The organism is Draconibacterium sp. (genome assembly GCF_041583095.1).
Lineage (GTDB): Bacteria > Bacteroidota > Bacteroidia > Bacteroidales > Prolixibacteraceae > Draconibacterium.
The window spans coordinates 1-16,681 of record NZ_JBFHGM010000090.1 but is presented as its reverse complement, the minus strand read 5'-3'; the positions used below and the strand labels follow the sequence as shown (position 1 = coordinate 16,681).

15 protein-coding genes are annotated in these 16,681 nt (G+C 40.9%); 12 read left to right on the top strand and 3 right to left on the bottom strand.

What is annotated here, in order from left to right; genetic code table 11:
• Window positions 1–77: 77 nt before the first annotated feature.
• From ABZB17_RS10435 to ABZB17_RS10425, 3 genes are all read right to left on the bottom strand, one after another.
• Window positions 78–206 (bottom strand): hypothetical protein, encoded by a 129-nt coding sequence (locus ABZB17_RS10435; RefSeq protein WP_372650004.1) that lies wholly within the window; start codon window positions 204–206, stop codon window positions 78–80.
• A gap of 173 nt (window positions 207–379) precedes the next feature.
• The gene (locus ABZB17_RS10430; protein ID WP_372650002.1) at window positions 380–2,185 is read right to left on the bottom strand and encodes a glycoside hydrolase family 15 protein; all 1,806 of its coding nucleotides are present in this window, start codon (window positions 2,183–2,185) and stop codon (window positions 380–382) included.
• 64 nt (window positions 2,186–2,249) lie between these two features.
• The gene (locus ABZB17_RS10425; protein WP_372650000.1) at window positions 2,250–4,454 is read right to left on the bottom strand and encodes a bifunctional alpha,alpha-trehalose-phosphate synthase (UDP-forming)/trehalose-phosphatase; all 2,205 of its coding nucleotides are present in this window, start codon (window positions 4,452–4,454) and stop codon (window positions 2,250–2,252) included.
• 169 nt (window positions 4,455–4,623) lie between these two features.
• Between ABZB17_RS10425 and ABZB17_RS10420 the strand changes: the two genes are divergently transcribed.
• From ABZB17_RS10420 to ABZB17_RS10365, 12 genes are all read left to right on the top strand, one after another.
• Entirely contained in the window at window positions 4,624–5,001 is a 378-nt protein-coding gene (locus ABZB17_RS10420; protein WP_372649998.1) for a hypothetical protein, read from the top strand.
• A gap of 76 nt (window positions 5,002–5,077) precedes the next feature.
• Window positions 5,078–6,394, top strand: a complete 1,317-nt coding sequence (gene ablA / locus ABZB17_RS10415) for a lysine 2,3-aminomutase (protein ID WP_372649996.1) — start codon at window positions 5,078–5,080, stop codon at window positions 6,392–6,394.
• Window positions 6,384–7,223, top strand: coding sequence for a putative beta-lysine N-acetyltransferase (ablB, locus tag ABZB17_RS10410; RefSeq protein WP_372649994.1), 840 nt, complete (start codon window positions 6,384–6,386; stop codon window positions 7,221–7,223). Before ablA ends, ablB begins: the two co-directional genes overlap by 11 nt.
• A gap of 196 nt (window positions 7,224–7,419) precedes the next feature.
• Window positions 7,420–7,644 carry a hypothetical protein gene (locus tag ABZB17_RS10405; protein ID WP_045032664.1) on the top strand — a complete coding sequence of 75 codons (225 nt, stop codon included), beginning with the start codon at window positions 7,420–7,422 and terminating at the stop codon, window positions 7,642–7,644.
• Window positions 7,644–9,062, top strand: coding sequence for a sodium:solute symporter (locus ABZB17_RS10400; protein WP_372649992.1), 1,419 nt, complete (start codon window positions 7,644–7,646; stop codon window positions 9,060–9,062). The genes ABZB17_RS10405 and ABZB17_RS10400 overlap by 1 nt, the downstream gene beginning before the upstream one ends.
• A 149-nt stretch (window positions 9,063–9,211) precedes the next feature.
• The gene (locus ABZB17_RS10395) at window positions 9,212–10,939 is read left to right on the top strand and encodes a helix-turn-helix domain-containing protein (RefSeq protein ID WP_372649990.1); all 1,728 of its coding nucleotides are present in this window, start codon (window positions 9,212–9,214) and stop codon (window positions 10,937–10,939) included.
• 194 nt (window positions 10,940–11,133) lie between these two features.
• Window positions 11,134–11,760, top strand: a complete 627-nt coding sequence (locus ABZB17_RS10390) for a hypothetical protein (RefSeq protein ID WP_372649988.1) — start codon at window positions 11,134–11,136, stop codon at window positions 11,758–11,760.
• A 13-nt stretch (window positions 11,761–11,773) separates the two neighbouring features.
• On the top strand, window positions 11,774–12,955 hold the full coding sequence (locus tag ABZB17_RS10385; protein WP_372649986.1) for a serine hydrolase domain-containing protein: 1,182 nt from the start codon (window positions 11,774–11,776) through the stop codon (window positions 12,953–12,955).
• Complete coding sequence (locus ABZB17_RS10380) at window positions 12,952–13,752, top strand: alpha/beta fold hydrolase (protein WP_372649985.1); 801 nt, start codon at window positions 12,952–12,954, stop codon at window positions 13,750–13,752. Before ABZB17_RS10385 ends, ABZB17_RS10380 begins: the two co-directional genes overlap by 4 nt.
• An 18-nt stretch (window positions 13,753–13,770) precedes the next feature.
• Window positions 13,771–14,619: an SDR family oxidoreductase gene (locus ABZB17_RS10375; protein WP_372649984.1), complete on the top strand. Its 849-nt coding sequence runs from the start codon at window positions 13,771–13,773 to the stop codon at window positions 14,617–14,619.
• 26 nt (window positions 14,620–14,645) lie between these two features.
• The gene (locus tag ABZB17_RS10370; RefSeq protein WP_372649983.1) at window positions 14,646–15,281 is read left to right on the top strand and encodes a CatB-related O-acetyltransferase; all 636 of its coding nucleotides are present in this window, start codon (window positions 14,646–14,648) and stop codon (window positions 15,279–15,281) included.
• A gap of 3 nt (window positions 15,282–15,284) precedes the next feature.
• Window positions 15,285–16,511 carry a S41 family peptidase gene (locus ABZB17_RS10365; RefSeq protein ID WP_372649981.1) on the top strand — a complete coding sequence of 409 codons (1,227 nt, stop codon included), beginning with the start codon at window positions 15,285–15,287 and terminating at the stop codon, window positions 16,509–16,511.
• The last annotated feature ends 170 nt before the right edge of the window (window positions 16,512–16,681 follow it).

The following is a 16,681-nucleotide window of genomic DNA, read 5'->3' as shown; positions in this document are numbered from 1 at the left end:
GAGCAATTATAAAGCAAACCGGCAATTTTCGTGGCAAATATTTCCCATCGCCGGGTATAGCGTTTTCTAACGTTTAATCAAATAATACGTGTTTCAACTGAAGCAATAAGTACTTCGATTAAAGCAACCATCGCTTCAACTAAAACAATAAGCACTTTAACCAAAGCAACAAGCACTTTAACCAAAGCAACAAGCACTTTAACCAAAGCAACAAGCACTTAAACCAAAGCAACAAGCACTTAAACCAAAGCAACAAGCACTTAAACTGAAGCAATGTCAGCTTTAGCTGAAACAATGTCAGTTTCAACTAAAGCAACGACCGTTGCAAGTGAAGCAATCACGATTTCAACTTAAGCAATGGCAATTTCAAGCCAAACAATCAGTGAATCGCGTCCAGAATCTGCTCATCCTCGGTGGTCTGCCCTTTCGAGAAGTTTATAGCCGTTTCGATTAAAGCCAAATGCGAGTAGGCCTGTGGAAAGTTCCCCAGCAAACGTTTGGTTTTAAAATCGATATCCTCGCTAAAAAGCCCCACATGGTTGCTATACGTTAGTAGTTTATCGAATAATTTCTTTGCTCTTTTTCGCTGCCCAATGGCATACAACGAATTAATGAGCCAGAAGGTACAAATAGTAAACGACGAACTTGGCAAACCAAAATCATCCTCGTTTTTATACCGGTACATTAATCCATCTTCGCAAAGCTCCCTTTCGGTGGCCAGCACCGTTTTTACAAAACGTTCGTCTTTTCCATCGATAAAACCGTACGACTGCATCAGCAGCGTGGCAGCATCGAGATCTTTCGATCCGTACGACTGTGTAAATGCGCCAACTTCTTCGTTCCAGGCATTTTTAAAAATATCTTCTTTTATGGTATCGGCGAGTGGTTGCCATTCCGCCACATATCTTTCTTTGTGAATAAATCGGGCAATTTTTACTGCCCTGTCGATTGCTACCCAACAAAGCACTTTCGAGAAGGTAAAGTGGCGGTCGTCGGTTCGAATCTCCCAAATCCCTTTATCCGGTTTGGTCCAGTTATTGGCTACCGTTTTTACGATGCTACGCACGATTGTCCACAGCGACTCACTGTCTTCAAGCGAAATCTTAAATTCGGTAAACTGTTGAAAAATAACATCCATCAGAATTCCGTAAATGTCATTCTGTTTTTGAATGTAAGCCGCATTCCCGATACGAACCGGATACGAATTTTTATAACCGCTTAAATGATCCAAAGTCTCTTCCTCGAGTACTTTCTCGCGATTTATGCCGTACATGATCTGTATCTTCTCATCCTTATCGGGAATAATATCGATAATGAACTTCATAAAACGCTTCACGGTATTCAGGTGCCCCAGGCTCGACATTACCTTTATTACCATCGACGCATCGCGAATCCAGCAAAAACGATAATCCCAGTTTCGCTCCTCGCCAATTGTTTCGGGTAACGAAGTTGTGGCAGCCGCCAAAACAGCTCCCGATTTATCGTAACTCAACAGCTTCAGAACAAGCGCACTTCTAACAATTTCGTTGTTGTATTTTTTAAACGATGTAAGCTTGTTGGCCCATTCCAGCCAATACACTTTTGTTTTCTGAAGTTTCAGGTATTGCCGTTCCAGCGTTTGATTCAGCAGTTTCTGATCGTAAGAAATAAGGATAAACGCATTATCAGTTAAGGTAATTTCGTTTTCCTGCAAAATATCTTCTTTATCGAGGTCGGTATACAGGTACAACGAGTCGTAATCTCCTTCGGTGGTGTAACACTTGATGTACTCCTCCTCGGCTATCGTTGTTGTATTAAAACGGGCGTATTCCACTTTTGGATTATATCGAACCCTAAATTTAGGTTCCCCCCATTTGTACTTTATATACCGAATAATATCCGGAGGGGTAAAATGCCCGAACTCGCTTGTTTTGTAACGAGGCATAAAATCAACAACCTCAAAACACGAATCTTCATTCTGAAAAAATGTAGAAACAATATTTGTTGTTCTTATGTATGTTTGTTTAATCTCATAACTATCGTCTACCAGGAACTCCATGCTCCCCCCTTTTTTTTCGTCGAGTATTTTTGCAAACACCGACGACGAATTAAAATCGGGCAAACAACACCAGTCAATCGATCCCTTGTCGGAAATTAATGCAGCACTTTTGCAATTTCCGATTATCGAGTAGTTCAAATTATCCATGGCCGCAACCTAATGATTTTTGAATTAGTATTAACAGAAAGCTTATAAACGAAGCTATTTTTAACTATGATTTTACAAGCTCATTCAAAAAACTTCGTACCTCCTTGTAGTTGTTTACGAAATATTTTGCGGCCGAATTTTCGGTACCTACTTTGATGGTATGTGCCCCTTCGGGTAATTCTTTAAACAAGAATTCATCGGTCCAGTCGTCGCCCATAGCCAACACAAAATCAGCAGGATTAGCATGTAAAAAGTCGGTTGCAGCCGTTCCCTTATTTATTCCCGAAACTTTTACCTCTACTACCTTTTTCCCTTCCAGTATTTCCAAATCCTGGTTAAAGATCAGGTTTGAAATATCGTGCACCAATTCAAGCGCACGCAACACGCCTAACTCGATATCGGCTTTGCGGTAGTGCCAAACCAGCGAATAGGTTTTCTCTTCGATTAAACTTCCCGGAGTACGATCGACATACGATTCAAGCACCGGCAAAATACTCTCTTTCCACTCGGTATGAACAGGTTTACGTTCTACCCAACCTTTGCCTTTTTCTTTTAACCAGGCTCCGTGTTCGGCAATTAAATTGTATTTTCTTTTTCCAAACCAGCGGTCGAAAGTCTCTCTGTCGCGCCCGCTTACCAATGTCAGCGTTGTATTTTTCTCGGCTGCCAGTTTATCGAGCAACTTGTACAAGTCCTCATCGGGTTTAGCCGCCTGCGGATTCGCAAAAAAACGTTGCAAAGTTCCATCGTAATCCAGGAACAAAACTTTCGACTGCTTATCATTGTAATCCGTGAAGATCTTATTCTTTAACTGGGCTGTAATTTTTCGTGCATGATGCTCCGAGCGTTTTTCAATCGTTTTATTTAATGCCTTCATAAACTCCGAAGCCCACTTATGAATATCGTAACGTTTTATACGCTGTTGCATGGCCGTTATGGCTTTCTCCATTTCTTTGTCGGGTTTGGTGAGTGCCCTGTAAATTGCATCGGCCGTATCGGGGATATTATTCGGGTTCACCGAAATGGCTTCTCCAAGCTCTTTCGATGCACCAGCCATTTCACTCAAAATAAGAACACCCTTTTTGTTGACTTTTGATGCAATATACTCTTTAGCCACCAGGTTCATTCCGTCTCTTAGCGGTGTTAGTAAAGCCACGTCGGCCGAGCTGTACAACTCAATCAGATTATGGAACGGAACCGAACGATAGAAATAAATTACCGGGTTCCAGTTCAGCGTTCCAAATTCACCGTTAATATTCCCCACCAACACATCAATCTCGTTTTTCAGATTTTGGTACTGCTCCACATCCGTTCGCGACGGAACGGTAAGCATAATCAACGAAACTCTTTCGCGGTAATCCGGATGTTTCATTAAAAACTCGCGGAAAGCATTTAAACGCTGCGGAATACCTTTGGTATAATCCAAACGGTCGATCGACAGAATTAATTTACGGTTTGGCATACTTAACAGGAACCGGTCAATATCCTGGTGTTCTTTCGATCGGTCCTGAATGGGTTTGCTTTGGATTTCCAGCGCATGCGATTCAAACTTCTTATAATCAATACCCATCGGAAATACATCGATCATCACCTGACGGTTTTCCAGTTTTATCTGGTTAAAATCAACATCGTGTCCTAACAAACGTTTCACCGAACTAATAAAGTGTCGGGCATAATCGTAGGTGTGAAAACCAATCAGATCGGCTCCCAGCAGTCCATTTACAATTTGCTCGCGCCACGGAAGTATACGTATTAACTCGTATGATGGAAACGGGATATGCAAAAAGAATCCGATGGTTAAATCGGGGCGTCTTTCGCGAAGGATGTTGGGCAAAAGCAACAATTGATAATCGTGTACCCAAACCACGTCGCCTTCTTCTGCGTTTTCGATAATCGCATCGGCAAACATTTCGTTCACTTTGCTGTACGACTCCCAATACGATTCGTTAAACTCAGTAAACTCGGCAAAATAGTGAAACAAGGGCCAAAGCGTTGCATTGCTAAACCCATCGTAATAATTAGTAATTAATTCTTCGTTTAAAAATACAGGCAGGCATTGTTCGGTTTCCAGCAAACCGATAACTTCCTTTTCTTCCTTTTTTGTTTCGGGCATCACACCCGGCCAGCCTATCCAAACGCTGTTGCTGTCTTTGTGATATGATTTCAAACCTGTAGCTAAACCTCCGGCACTGGGAGTTATAGTCATTCCATCTGCACTTCTGTTTATCATTACAGGTAACCTGTTTGAGGCAATTATTAATCTACTCATAGTGTATTATTTCTATAGAAATTATTTCTAAATTACAAATATATTATTATCTGCAGAAAGTTGCATTCCTCTTATGTAAATTCATTATTAACAATGAATTTAAAAGCTACATGAATTTGCATGCCCGCTTTTTTTTGTATTTTTGTTCGCTTAGAAACTATTTTCAAATATGAATATAACTTCTTTAACAAAAAAGCAGGTAGCAAAGTCAATTGTTCCCCAGTTGGAAGAACAGGCATACGAGATGTCGTTACAAACCGGGTTACTAAAAAACTATATTCCTTCTTCTCCTATTACAACGCAAACGGAGGATAATGGTTTTATTCCTGATATTATAACCACCGAAAAAAACGGTGAAACCAACATTTACGAAATTCAGTTAACCAATAATATTGATACAGAAAAATGGAATTTTTTCGCGCATTTCACCAAAGAAAGACACGGAAAACTTCACATCATCGTACCCGAACCCAACCTAAGCGCAGCAGAGAAAGTAATCGTTGAGAACAACATCCGTAACATTAGGCTGATGTATGTTCCGAACTGATTCTATTCGCAGATAACGGACATAACATTTTAGTTCATAACATACTCAAAAACAACTTTTGAGTAAAAAAATATGTATGATTTATAATAACAGACAGCAGACAATTGCACACAAAATTGAGACAGAAGCGCAACTTTCGAAGTGGAAAGACTGGAGGTGGCAGCTACGGCACTCCATAAAAACACTGGAAAAGTTTGAAGAACTATTAGGCGTTAAATTTGATGAGAATGAACGGGAAAACCTAAAAGAAACATTCGACAAATTCCCCTTGTCTATCACGCCTTATTACCTTTCGCTAATTAACAAGAAAGATTTCAAAAACGATCCGGTTTTTAAACAGTCGTTTGGCCAGGTTGAAGAACTTATTACTTTAAAATCTGAGCTGGAAGACCCGCTATCGGAAGACAGCGACAGCCCGGTTGAAGGGATTACACACCGTTATCCCGACCGCGTATTATTTCATGTAAGTAATATTTGCTCCATGTATTGCCGTCACTGTACACGTAAACGTAAAGTTGGCGATATCGACTACGTGCCGTCAAAAGAACAATTGCAAAAGGGGCTCGATTATATTGCCGGCAACCCGCATGTACGTGATGTTCTATTATCGGGTGGCGACCCTTTTATGTTGCCTGATGAAAAAATTGACTGGCTTTTGTCGGAAATAACAAAAATACCACATGTTGAGATCGTAAGAATTGGTACACGAATGCCGGTGGTACTTCCTTACCGGATTACCGATAAACTGGTTTCGATTTTAAAGAAATACCAGCCACTTTGGATTAATACGCACTTTAATCATCCGAAAGAAATTACGGCCTCATCAAAAGAAGCATTGGCAAAACTGGCCAACGGCGGATTTCCCTTGGGTAACCAATCGGTTCTGTTGGCCGATGTAAACGACTGCCCTCGGATTATGAAATCGCTGCTCCACAAGTTGGTGGAAAACCGGGTACGACCTTATTACCTCTACCAGTGCGATCTTTCGGAAGGACTTTCGCATTTCAGAACACCAATTGGTAAGGGTATTGAAATTATGGAGAGCCTTATCGGGCACACCAGTGGTTTTGCCCGCCCAACGTATGTGGTTGATGCACCCGGAGGAGGAGGTAAAATTCCGGTAATGCCAAATTATATTATTTCATGGTCGACCAACAAAGTGGTGTTGCGCAATTACGAAGGAGTAATAACAACCTATAAAGAACCCGACTCGTACGAAGCAAAATTGTGCGACCGAAACTGTGAAAATTGTAACCTCGACTTAAAAATTGAAGAGGGTGCAGAAGAAGACGCAATTGGAATTGAAAAATTACTATCGGATACCGACGATGCGATATCGTTGATACCCGAAGACAACGAACGAATGATAAGGAGGGAAGAAGATGCAGGATAAAATTGAAAAATTAGGCAACGGAAGCATAATTCAACACGGGCAGTTAAACGATCGTGTCTACCTGATGAAATTGGGTAGCACGGATTGCCCGTCGGAAATTGTTAAAGAAATAAATACGCTGGCAAGAGAAAACAAGTACAGTAAAATTGTTTGTAAAATACCGGTGCACGCCGCCCCGGTATTTCTATCCAACGGGTTTTTATCCGAAGCACAAATACCGGCGTTTTACAACGACAATGAAGCTGCGTTTTTTGTTTCGAAGTTTCTGAATTCCGACCGGCTTTTAGATATTGAAACGGAAAAACTGAACAACCTTAGCCAGATGCTAAAGGTGCAGGATTCGATTACGCCAAATGGTACAGACTATTCGAATGTAACTGTTCGCAAGCTGGAAAAAGAAGACTATGAGCAAATAACCGACATATATCGCGAAGTTTTTGTAACTTATCCGTTTCCGATCAATAATCAGGAGTACGTGCTAAAAACATTTCAGGATGGAACACAGTATTTCGGAGCTGAATCGAATGGAAAACTGGTAGCTCTGGCATCGGCCGAAATTGACAAAGAAGGCAAAAATGCCGAAATGACCGACTTTGCCACCCTACCCGACCAGCGCGGTAAAAACCTGTCGGTGCTGTTATTAAACGCACTCGAAAAATCGATGAAAGAACAGGGAATTACAACCTTGTATACGATGGCCCGGTTAAATTCGATAGGAATGACAAAAACCTTCCTGAAGATGGATTATTGTTATTCGGGAACTTTAATAAAGAATACGAACATTGCCGGAAAGATTGAAAGTTTAAACATTTTATATAAACATATCTGATATGAACCTGGGATACCGATGTCATTTTGCAAAAACCTGCCCTCTTTATAAAGGAGAGGAGAAATCAAAGGATATGCCTTTGCTACTTTTTAGAAACGTGTTTTGTAACCGAGGAATGAAAGGCTGGAAAAACTGTAGCAGATTCAACGAATTGACGGAAAAGGAAAATCAGAACCAAAAATGAACGAGAAAATATATGAGTAAAGAAACAATTGACATTCAGAAAATCAGTAATCAATTTGAAAAAGACATTTTAATATTATTAAACGAAAAAGAAAAATACGTTTATGGCGACATCATCAAAGACCTTAAACTGTCGGCCAGAAGAGGCCAGGAGTTAATTTCTTCCTTACTTAATAAAGGTCTTGTGAAACGTATTGACCAATCTTCATACCTCAAGCTTAATGTTGATATTAAATAATGGGGTGGATTGATCTCTCTATTTTTTGCGTATACCTGTTGGCGATGCTTGGCGTTGGTGTTTATTTTCTGCGCAAAAATAAAAATACAGACGATTATTTTGTTGGTGGACGTAAACTCAGTAGTATTCACATCGGGTTATCGGTGGTAGCTACTGATGTTGGCGGAGGTTTTTCCATCGGTTTGGGTGGATTGGGTTTTACCATGGGATTATCTGGTAGCTGGCTTTTGTTTACCGGCCTATTGGGAGCCTGGCTTAGCGGTGTTCTTCTCATTCCAAAAGTTTCGGGGCTGGCACGCCGAAAAGGATTTTTATCTTTTCCGCAGTATCTTGAGTACGTTTTCGACAAACGAGTAGCCCTCATTGCCGGGCTGATATCGGCCATCGGATACCTCGGCTTTACCAGTTCGCAAATTCTGGCAGGCGCTAAACTGGCGGCCTCTACGTTCGACGGGCTTAGCATTGATAAGGCGCTGCTGATTATGGGAACAATTGCCATTGTTTACACCGTACTGGGTGGTTTAAAAGCGGTAATTTATACGGATACGATTCAATGGATCATTCTAATGGCCGGGTTGATTTTTGTCGGCCTGCCCTTCGCCTATACCAGTATTGGAGGCTACGAAGCTATTTCGGCAACATTACCGGCTGAGTTTTTATCGCTTCGTTCGGTAAGCTGGCAGCAAATTGTTAACTGGATGTTTACCATTATACCGATCTGGTTTATCGGAATGACACTTTATCAGCGGATTTACGCGGCAAAAAATACACAAACGGCACAACGCGGCTGGTTTATTGCCGGACTGTTTGAATACCCTTTAATGGCATTTATTGGTGTGGTTTTAGGCATGTTTGCACGTGTGGCAATGGAAAACCAACTACTACCGGGCTACAACGCTGCCAACCTCGATGCTGAAATGGGACTTCCGGTATTGCTAAAAACCATACTTCCGGTTGGATTCCTGGGTATTGTTTTATCGGCTTACTTTTCGGCCATCATGTCAACTGCCGACAGCTGTTTAATGGCTGCATCAGGCAACTTGTTAACCGATGTATTCCGGCTGCACAACGGAAGAAGAAGTTTGCTTCTTTCGCAGTTACTGACTTTGATAATTGGCTCAATAGCATTGTTACTGGCCTTAAAAATGACCAGCGTTCTGGATTTAATGCTCCACTCCTACTCGTTTATGGTTTCGGGAATGATTATTCCGGTGCTGGCAGCTCTGTTTTCCAAAAACCCGAATAAGTTAGCAGCACTGTTATCCATGCTTACCGGCGGTTCATTAACGTTGTTCCTCATCCTGTCGGGAATAGAGCTTCCGTTTGAACTGGATGCCAATATTTTTGGAATTGCAGGTTCGCTGTTGGTTTATGTTATTGTTGCATCGGTTAAAAAGGAGAAAACTTTAACGGTATAATTATTTACATATTTTTTTGTGGCCTTATCAACCAAGAACCACTTATTTTGTTAGATACAGCATAAAAACAAGTAGCTAACAACCAAATGGGTGAAGAAACGTCCCATATACATACCGATAAATCCATTGTTGTTCTCCCTTTCGTGAACATGAGCTCCGACCCGGACAACGAATATTTCAGCGATGGTATTACCGAGGAAATAATTAACGCGTTAACCAAAATCGACGGGTTAAAGGTTATTGCGCGAACCTCTTCGTTTGCGTTTAAGGGCAAACATGTTGATGTGCGCGAAATTGCCCGGAAGTTAGACGTTTCATCTGTACTCGAAGGCAGCGTTCGTAAAGTTCAAAGCCGGGTTCGTATTACAGCTCAGCTGATAAATGCAGCGGACGGAACACATTTCTGGTCGAAAAATTTCGATCGCGAAATTGAAGATATTTTTGCCCTTCAGGATGAAATAAGTTTGCTTATTGCTAACCAGATTCGCGAAAATTTTGGGCACTTTAACATTCAGGAGCAGCTGGTAAGCGAACCAACCACAAACATGAAAGCCTATGAGCTGTTTTTGAAAGGTCATTTCTATCAATTAAAATGGGATGCCGATTCGATAGCCGAAGCAACAAAATATTACGAGGCTGCCGTGCAACTCGATCCAAAATTTGCACGCGCCTACTACGGTTTGGTGCAAAGTTACGGTTTGCTGGCTGCCTGGGGGTATATGCCTGCCGAGCAAGGTTTTGAAATAGCGATCAGAAATTTTATGATTGCCAGCGATCTTGATAAATCACTTCCCGAATATGGCCAGTCGTTTATTGGCCGCACTTTTTGGATGGAGTGGGATTTTAAAGCCACCTACAAACAATTGATTGAAACACTGAATCTGCATCCGCGATTTACCGACGGACTGGAGGCAATGGCCGAACTGCTTCTTTCTCATGGTTACTTTAAAGAAGCCGAAGAATACATTCAAAAAGCCATGAAAGTGGATCCGCTGTCGGCCAACCATTATTACACACTTTCGCACATTTATTACTACCAGCGCCATTTTGATACGGCACTACAACTTATAGAAAAGGCATTGCAAATAAATCCCGATTTTGTGCTCGCCCGCGAACTCCGGATTTTATGCCTGATCTGGCTGAACAAAGAGGATGAATTTGTACAGGCTATTGTCAATACTCCCAATCCGGAAGTAAAACAGATCTATTTTAATGTGCGAAACAAAGGTCTTAAAACGCTGCCCGAAGCAACTTTAAAAATCTGGGAATCAACCGCCGAAGACAAACGACAAATGGTTCCGTACGAACTTTTCATATTGGCCAATACCGAGCACCAGCTGGAAGCAATGGCATTATTGAGTAAATATATTACTCAAAAACGTGGTCAAATCATTAATTTCAGGCAAGACCCATCACTTGAACCACTTCATAAATTTGATGCTTTCGGTACATTACACATTTCAAATTTTGTTCTTGAAGAAGAAATTAAACATGTGACTGCCAAAGAAAAAAATACAGAATTAGAATTTCCGGAACAAGACAAACAGCTTGAAAAACTGGTGAATTTTATCGAAACGGAACAACCATTTCTGAATGCACAGCTTAGTTTACGAACGCTGGCCGAAATGCTCAATCTGCATCCAAACAAACTCTCGTACCTCATCAACGAAAAAACGGGCATGAACTTCAACGAGTTTATTAACCAATTCAGGCTTGTCCATTTTAAACAACTTGCAACTGATTCGAAAAACGCCCACCTCACTATTTTAGGAATGGCTTACGAAAGCGGTTTTAATTCAAAAACCGTATTTAATGCCTACTTTAAAAAAGCTGAAGGCATAACGCCCGGCAACTGGTTAAAAAACAGCAAAGGATAAAACCCATTTCTCGCCCCACAACTTCTCAAGGTTCCAAATCTCTTCAATGTACGGATTTTCACCAATGAGTGCGGAATTACATTTTCGGACGATTGACTCTTTTTTCTGCTTCATCTTTGTAGCATAAAACAATTCAAAACAACAGAAAACAAAATTTAATCGAAATGAAAACAACAACTAAAAAAGCTACAACGATGAGAAAAACAAGAAGACTACCTTATTTGGTTTTAATGTTACTAAGCGTTCTGTTAGTGCAAAATGCAAGTGCCCAAAGCCATGAAAACACGAAAAAAGAGAACGAGAGATGGATTAGTCCGGCGCGCACGACCATAAATGTTTGCCCGGGAGGAGTTGCTTTTGGATTTTATTCGGCAAATGTTGAGCATCTTTTTGGCGAAAACCACGGACTGGTTTTACGTGGCGACCTGGAAACGATTCCCGACACCTATTCCGATGCCAATATCGAATCAAGCGGAAAAGCGGTGATATTAAACTACCGCTATCACATTGGCGGAGGTTTAAACTCCTTTTATGCAGGCGCCTTTGCGCGCTACCGCAAAATAAAAGGCGATGGTGCGCTGGAAACCGGAGATTTTAATTTCAAACTACCCGAGTGCACTCTTGGGCTGAATGTTGGGAAACGCTGGATTTGGAAAAGTGGACTTTCGCTAAACTTTGCCTTGGGTTACGGTTATGCTTACGACGAGTTAAAAGTGAATAATTCGAGCCAGGCAGCATTGGATGCCATAGATGTATTCCGCGATGATTACACCTTTATGAATGGATTTTTAGGCGAATTTTCAATCGGCTACGCATTTTAATTATTTTCATACAATGTATTTATCTATAGTAAATAAGTCAAAATTCGGAGTAGTAGTAGTATTCATTGTACTGGGAATATTTCTGCAATGCACAAACAACAACAATACCGGCATACAGCAAAAAACAGAAGAACTGTTCCAAAAGCAACTAAAGAAGAACAACATTCGCAATGCATTTCTGAGCGTGTATTCTCCTTCGCGTTCTATCGACTGGAACTATACAGATGGTACATTTCAGAGTGGCGATAAAGTAAGCTCCGACAATCCGTTTTTAACAGCCAGTATTGGGAAAACATTTACTGCAACTGCCATCGCGCAATTGGTGGAGCAAAATAAGCTGAAGTTCAGCGATCCGATTAGCAGGTATTTGCCCGATTCAATTATGCAAGGCCTGCATGTATACAACGGGGTGGATTATTCGGCTGAAATAACGATTGCACATTTACTACAACACACGTCGGGATTGCCCGATTATTTCGAAGGAAAGACCATTGACGGCCGTGCCAATGTGATGGAGTTGCTGTTTAGTAAACCGGACAAATTCTGGGATCCAGTGGAAACCATTGAGTTTGCAAAACAGAAAATGGAGCCACTTTTTGTTCCCGGAAACGGATTTAATTACACCGATACGGAATATGTTTTGCTTGGCTTAATCGTAGAGAAACTGAGTGGAACAAACTTGCACAATTATTTTGAGGAGCACTTTTTTAAGCCGCTGGAAATGAAACACACCTCCATGCATATACGCTCAACACCACTGGAGCAGACTTTAAAGTTGGCTGAAACTTATGCAGGCGATTTTGAGGTGAGCTCAATTGCAAGTCTTAGTGCGGATTGGGCCGGAGGCGGGTTGGTTTCTACCGGTAGCGATTTGATAAAATTCCAGCAGGCACTTTTTTCGGGTAAAATTATTTCAGCCGAAACACTACAAGCAATGCAAAACTGGGTGCCTGAAACGCATGGAATGGAATATGGTTTTGGCCTGCGCAAAATCACCTTTCGAAAATTGTTTCCAACACTTCCGGATTTAACCATTATCGGCCATTCCGGAAGCACAGGTTCCTTTATGTTTTATTGTCCGGAATTGGATGTATACCTCGCCGGCACATTAAATCAAACCGAGGAAGTAAAAGAATCGGTAGTACTTATGGTAAAAGTGCTTTCGCTTATTTTAAGGAATGCTGAAAAACAATGAGCACCTATTTTCGAAGTGGAGAAGCCACTCAAAAAACTACAGATAGGTACAGACAAAAGTTAGATGAATTGCCGGTGCGCTATGAGCTAATGATTATTGAAACCACCTACGGCGACACCAATATTGCGATTACAGGTACCGAGAACAAACGTGCGCTGGTATTTATACACGGAGCTGAAACATGTGCTCCACTCGAATTTGAAACGTTAACAGAACTGGTAAACGACTTTAAGATTTATGCTGTTGATCTGCCGAATTTAGCCGGCCCAAGAGCAGAGATTCAATTTAACTTACATGACAACTCGTACGGAAAATGGATGTTCGAAATTTTATCGCGCTTAGCTGTTCAGAATGCAATATTGCTCGCTTTTGGCCGGGGTGGTTTTATTGCCCTGAAAACTTTAGCATTCGACGAAAAACGAATTGCCAAAACCTTTTTGGTTACTCCGGCTGGAATTATTAAATCCAGTCGGCTCAGGTATTTTTCCAAAGTGCTTTTTTCAGTAAAAAGATTCAGAATACTCAGAAAAGAAAAACTGACAACGAACATATTCCAAATCCCCGAAATTTCAGAAATTGAAGCGGCAAAGATTCAAACCCCATTATACATTTTTGCTGCTGTAGATGATGAGTTCTACCAAGCAAACCAGTTAAGAAAAAGGGCAAAAAAATTATTCCGATCTTTAAAAAATGTTTTTCTGCTAAATAGAGGCATAACCAGAACAGCCAACAGCGTATACAACAGCAGTACAAGCAGAAATACGATTAGTGATACCATTATTAAGAATGAACTGTAAACTAAAACTCAAACAAAAGTGAAAAAGATAGCCATAGCCGGCGCTACCGGATATTTAGGAAAATATTTGGTGGAACTATCAATCGAATCAAATGCTGAAGGAATCGCATTGGCAAGGAATACGGAAAAACTGGCCGCTTTCGACAGTAAGAATTTACAAAAGGTAAAAGCTGAACTTACACTGCCGGAATCATTAAAAGGCCTACTTAATGGAGTCGACACGGTTATTTCAACCGTTGGAATAACCCGCCAGAAAGATGGACTAACTTACATGGACGTTGATTACCAGGCGAACAAAAACCTGTTAAATGAGGCAGTAGAAGCGGGCGTTAGGAAATTCATTTATGCATCGGTATTGAACGGACAAAACATGCGGCAGCTGAAGATTTGCGAAGCAAAGGAACGATTTGTTGATGAGCTTAAAACTTCGGGGCTTGATTACACTATTATCCGGCCAACAGGATTTTTCTCTGATATGAAAGACTTTCTGGAAATGGCAAAAAAAGGCAGCGTTTACCTTTTTGGAAACGGCCATAAAAAATTAAATCCGATACACGGTGCCGACCTCGCAAAAGTTTGTTTCAATGCCATAAATACAAACGAAACAGAAATTGAAGTTGGTGGCCCCGATATATTTTCGCACAACCAAATTGCGGAAATGGCTTTACAAGCTAGCGGCAAAAAGATTAAAATTGTACATCTTCCCGATTTCCTGCGAAAAGCAAGTATCGGTTTTGTCCGTACTTTCTTCCCTCAAAAAACTTATGGTCCTATTGAGTTTTTCCTTACTGCTATGGGCTTCGATATGGTTGCTCCCAAATTTGGCACGCATAAACTAATTGATTTCTTTTATGATTCAGTCAAATAGATTCTTCATCTTAAAAACGAACAAACATGAATATCCCGGATAAAAACAAAACATTCCCGCTCCCCCATTACGACCGCTTGTGTTTTCTGAAAAACATCATCAAAAATCCGAATATTATTGTGGGCGACTACACGTACTACGACGATTTTGAGGACGTGAACAACTTCGAAAAAAATGTGAAATACCACTTCGATTTTGTAGGCGACAAACTCATCATCGGCAAGTTTTGTATGATTGCATCGGGCGTAAGGTTTATTATGAATGGTGGCAACCACCTTACCGACGCTATTTCTACTTACCCGTTTTCTATCTTCGGAGAAGACTGGGCAAATGCCATGGAAGGAAAAACGTATCCGCACAAAGGCGATACAGAAATTGGCAACGATGTTTGGATTGGAAGCAATGCAACAATAATGCCTGGTGTTAAAATTGGCGATGGGGCAATTATTGCAACAAATTCAACCGTAACAAAAGATGTTGCCCCTTACTCCATTGTTGGTGGAAATCCTGCAAAACCTATTCGTAAACGTTTCTCAGAGGAGCAAATTGAAGCGCTGCTAAAACTCAGGTGGTGGGATTGGGATATTGAAAAAATTACCCAATCGGTGCAAATACTGAGCGGAACCAATATTGATGAACTCAGCAAGCTTTTAAACACGTAATAAATGAAGAACATACTGGTTACATTAATCCTATGCCTTGCCGTTTTAAAGGTTTTCACCCAGCAAATGGAAAAAGAATTTTGGCTGCAGGATCTGAAAGCCTATAAAACCGGATTAGAGCAAAAACACATTGATATTTACAACAGAATTTCGAAAGCCGACTTTGATTCCGAGTTAGAGCTAATTAAGTCATCGATATATAATAAAACCGATTTTAAGCTTGTAATGGACCTGATGCGCCTGACCCGGAAAATTGGTGACGGACATACCGCCATTTCCTTAAGCAGTGTGGAAACTCATAATTTCCCCTTCGAAATCCAGCAATTTGGCAACGACTGGCGCATTGTAAAAATAGTCCAAGGTTTCGATCACCTATTGGGAACCCAACTTATTGCTGTTGATGAAACTCCAATTGCAATTGCAGCACAAAAAGTTAGCGAGGTAGCGCAGTTTGTTGAAAACCGGCACTCAGCAATTATCAGAACTGCACAGTATTTCCCGATTAGTGAAGTGCTTTTTGAATTAAAGCTCATCAAAGAAAAAGACAAAGCCTCGTTTACCTTTAAAAGCGACGACGGTACTGTTTTTACAGAAACATTAAGCGTTTCTGCAGATAACGAACCTATAGAGTTTGTAGAACTCACAATCTCAGTTCCCGAGATCGAAAAGCCGGAAGAAACCTTAATTGAAGGTTTTTGGTACGCTCCAATTTCAGGCACCGATGGTCTGTACATTCATTTTGAAAGCTACCCAACCTTTGAAGAGATGATGCAAATTGGTGAAGAAATGGTGGGCTATATCTTTCAAAACAATATCCATGAACTGGTTATTGATTCGCGAAATAATGGCGGTGGCGATCTTTATGTCGGTCTGGTTTTGGCCAATGCTTTAAATCTTGCCGATCCGGTTGACTGGAAATCGGGTGTTTATGTACTGGCCGACAAGGTCACTTTTTCGGCAGCAACAAGTAACACAGCCTTATTTCGCGAATTGCTAAACGCAAAAATTGTTGGCGAACCTACAGGTTCCAATCCAACCGGGTTTCAGGACATGGACACTTTTGAGCTTCCCAACTCCAAACTTATCATCTGTTACTCGAAACGCCTGTTTCGTATTCAGGAAGAATTTTCTGAAGGCGTGCAACCCGATATTCCTCTACAATACAAATGGGAAAGTTTTTCGCGGGGAGAGGACAATATGTTACAATGGGTAATTGAAAAGATAAGATAAAAGTAAATCGGAAGAGCATTTTTTTTGGGATCTCCTAAAACAAAAAAGAGTTGCAAGAAATACATCTTACAACTCTTTGGTTTTCTGGTGAACCCCACGGTACAAAATTCGAACCATTTAATGGATGATTTAAAGCTTATGGGGGACCTCAATGTTTTATAAATCCGTCT

What these genes read in the sequence shown, in the direction of transcription:
- ABZB17_RS10430 (WP_372650002.1), bottom strand. Translation starts at nt 2,185, where the DNA reads ATGGATAATTTGAACTACTCGATAATCGGAAATTGCAAAAGTGCTGCA.
- ABZB17_RS10425 (WP_372650000.1), bottom strand. Translation starts at nt 4,454, where the DNA reads ATGAGTAGATTAATAATTGCCTCAAACAGGTTACCTGTAATGATAAAC.
- ABZB17_RS10420 (WP_372649998.1), top strand. Translation starts at nt 4,624, where the DNA reads ATGAATATAACTTCTTTAACAAAAAAGCAGGTAGCAAAGTCAATTGTT.
- ablA (WP_372649996.1), top strand. Translation starts at nt 5,078, where the DNA reads ATGATTTATAATAACAGACAGCAGACAATTGCACACAAAATTGAGACA.
- ablB (WP_372649994.1), top strand. Translation starts at nt 6,384, where the DNA reads ATGCAGGATAAAATTGAAAAATTAGGCAACGGAAGCATAATTCAACAC.
- ABZB17_RS10405 (WP_045032664.1), top strand. Translation starts at nt 7,420, where the DNA reads ATGAGTAAAGAAACAATTGACATTCAGAAAATCAGTAATCAATTTGAA.
- ABZB17_RS10400 (WP_372649992.1), top strand. Translation starts at nt 7,644, where the DNA reads ATGGGGTGGATTGATCTCTCTATTTTTTGCGTATACCTGTTGGCGATG.
- ABZB17_RS10395 (WP_372649990.1), top strand. Translation starts at nt 9,212, where the DNA reads ATGAGCTCCGACCCGGACAACGAATATTTCAGCGATGGTATTACCGAG.
- ABZB17_RS10390 (WP_372649988.1), top strand. Translation starts at nt 11,134, where the DNA reads ATGAGAAAAACAAGAAGACTACCTTATTTGGTTTTAATGTTACTAAGC.
- ABZB17_RS10385 (WP_372649986.1), top strand. Translation starts at nt 11,774, where the DNA reads ATGTATTTATCTATAGTAAATAAGTCAAAATTCGGAGTAGTAGTAGTA.
- ABZB17_RS10380 (WP_372649985.1), top strand. Translation starts at nt 12,952, where the DNA reads ATGAGCACCTATTTTCGAAGTGGAGAAGCCACTCAAAAAACTACAGAT.
- ABZB17_RS10370 (WP_372649983.1), top strand. Translation starts at nt 14,646, where the DNA reads ATGAATATCCCGGATAAAAACAAAACATTCCCGCTCCCCCATTACGAC.
- ABZB17_RS10365 (WP_372649981.1), top strand. Translation starts at nt 15,285, where the DNA reads ATGAAGAACATACTGGTTACATTAATCCTATGCCTTGCCGTTTTAAAG.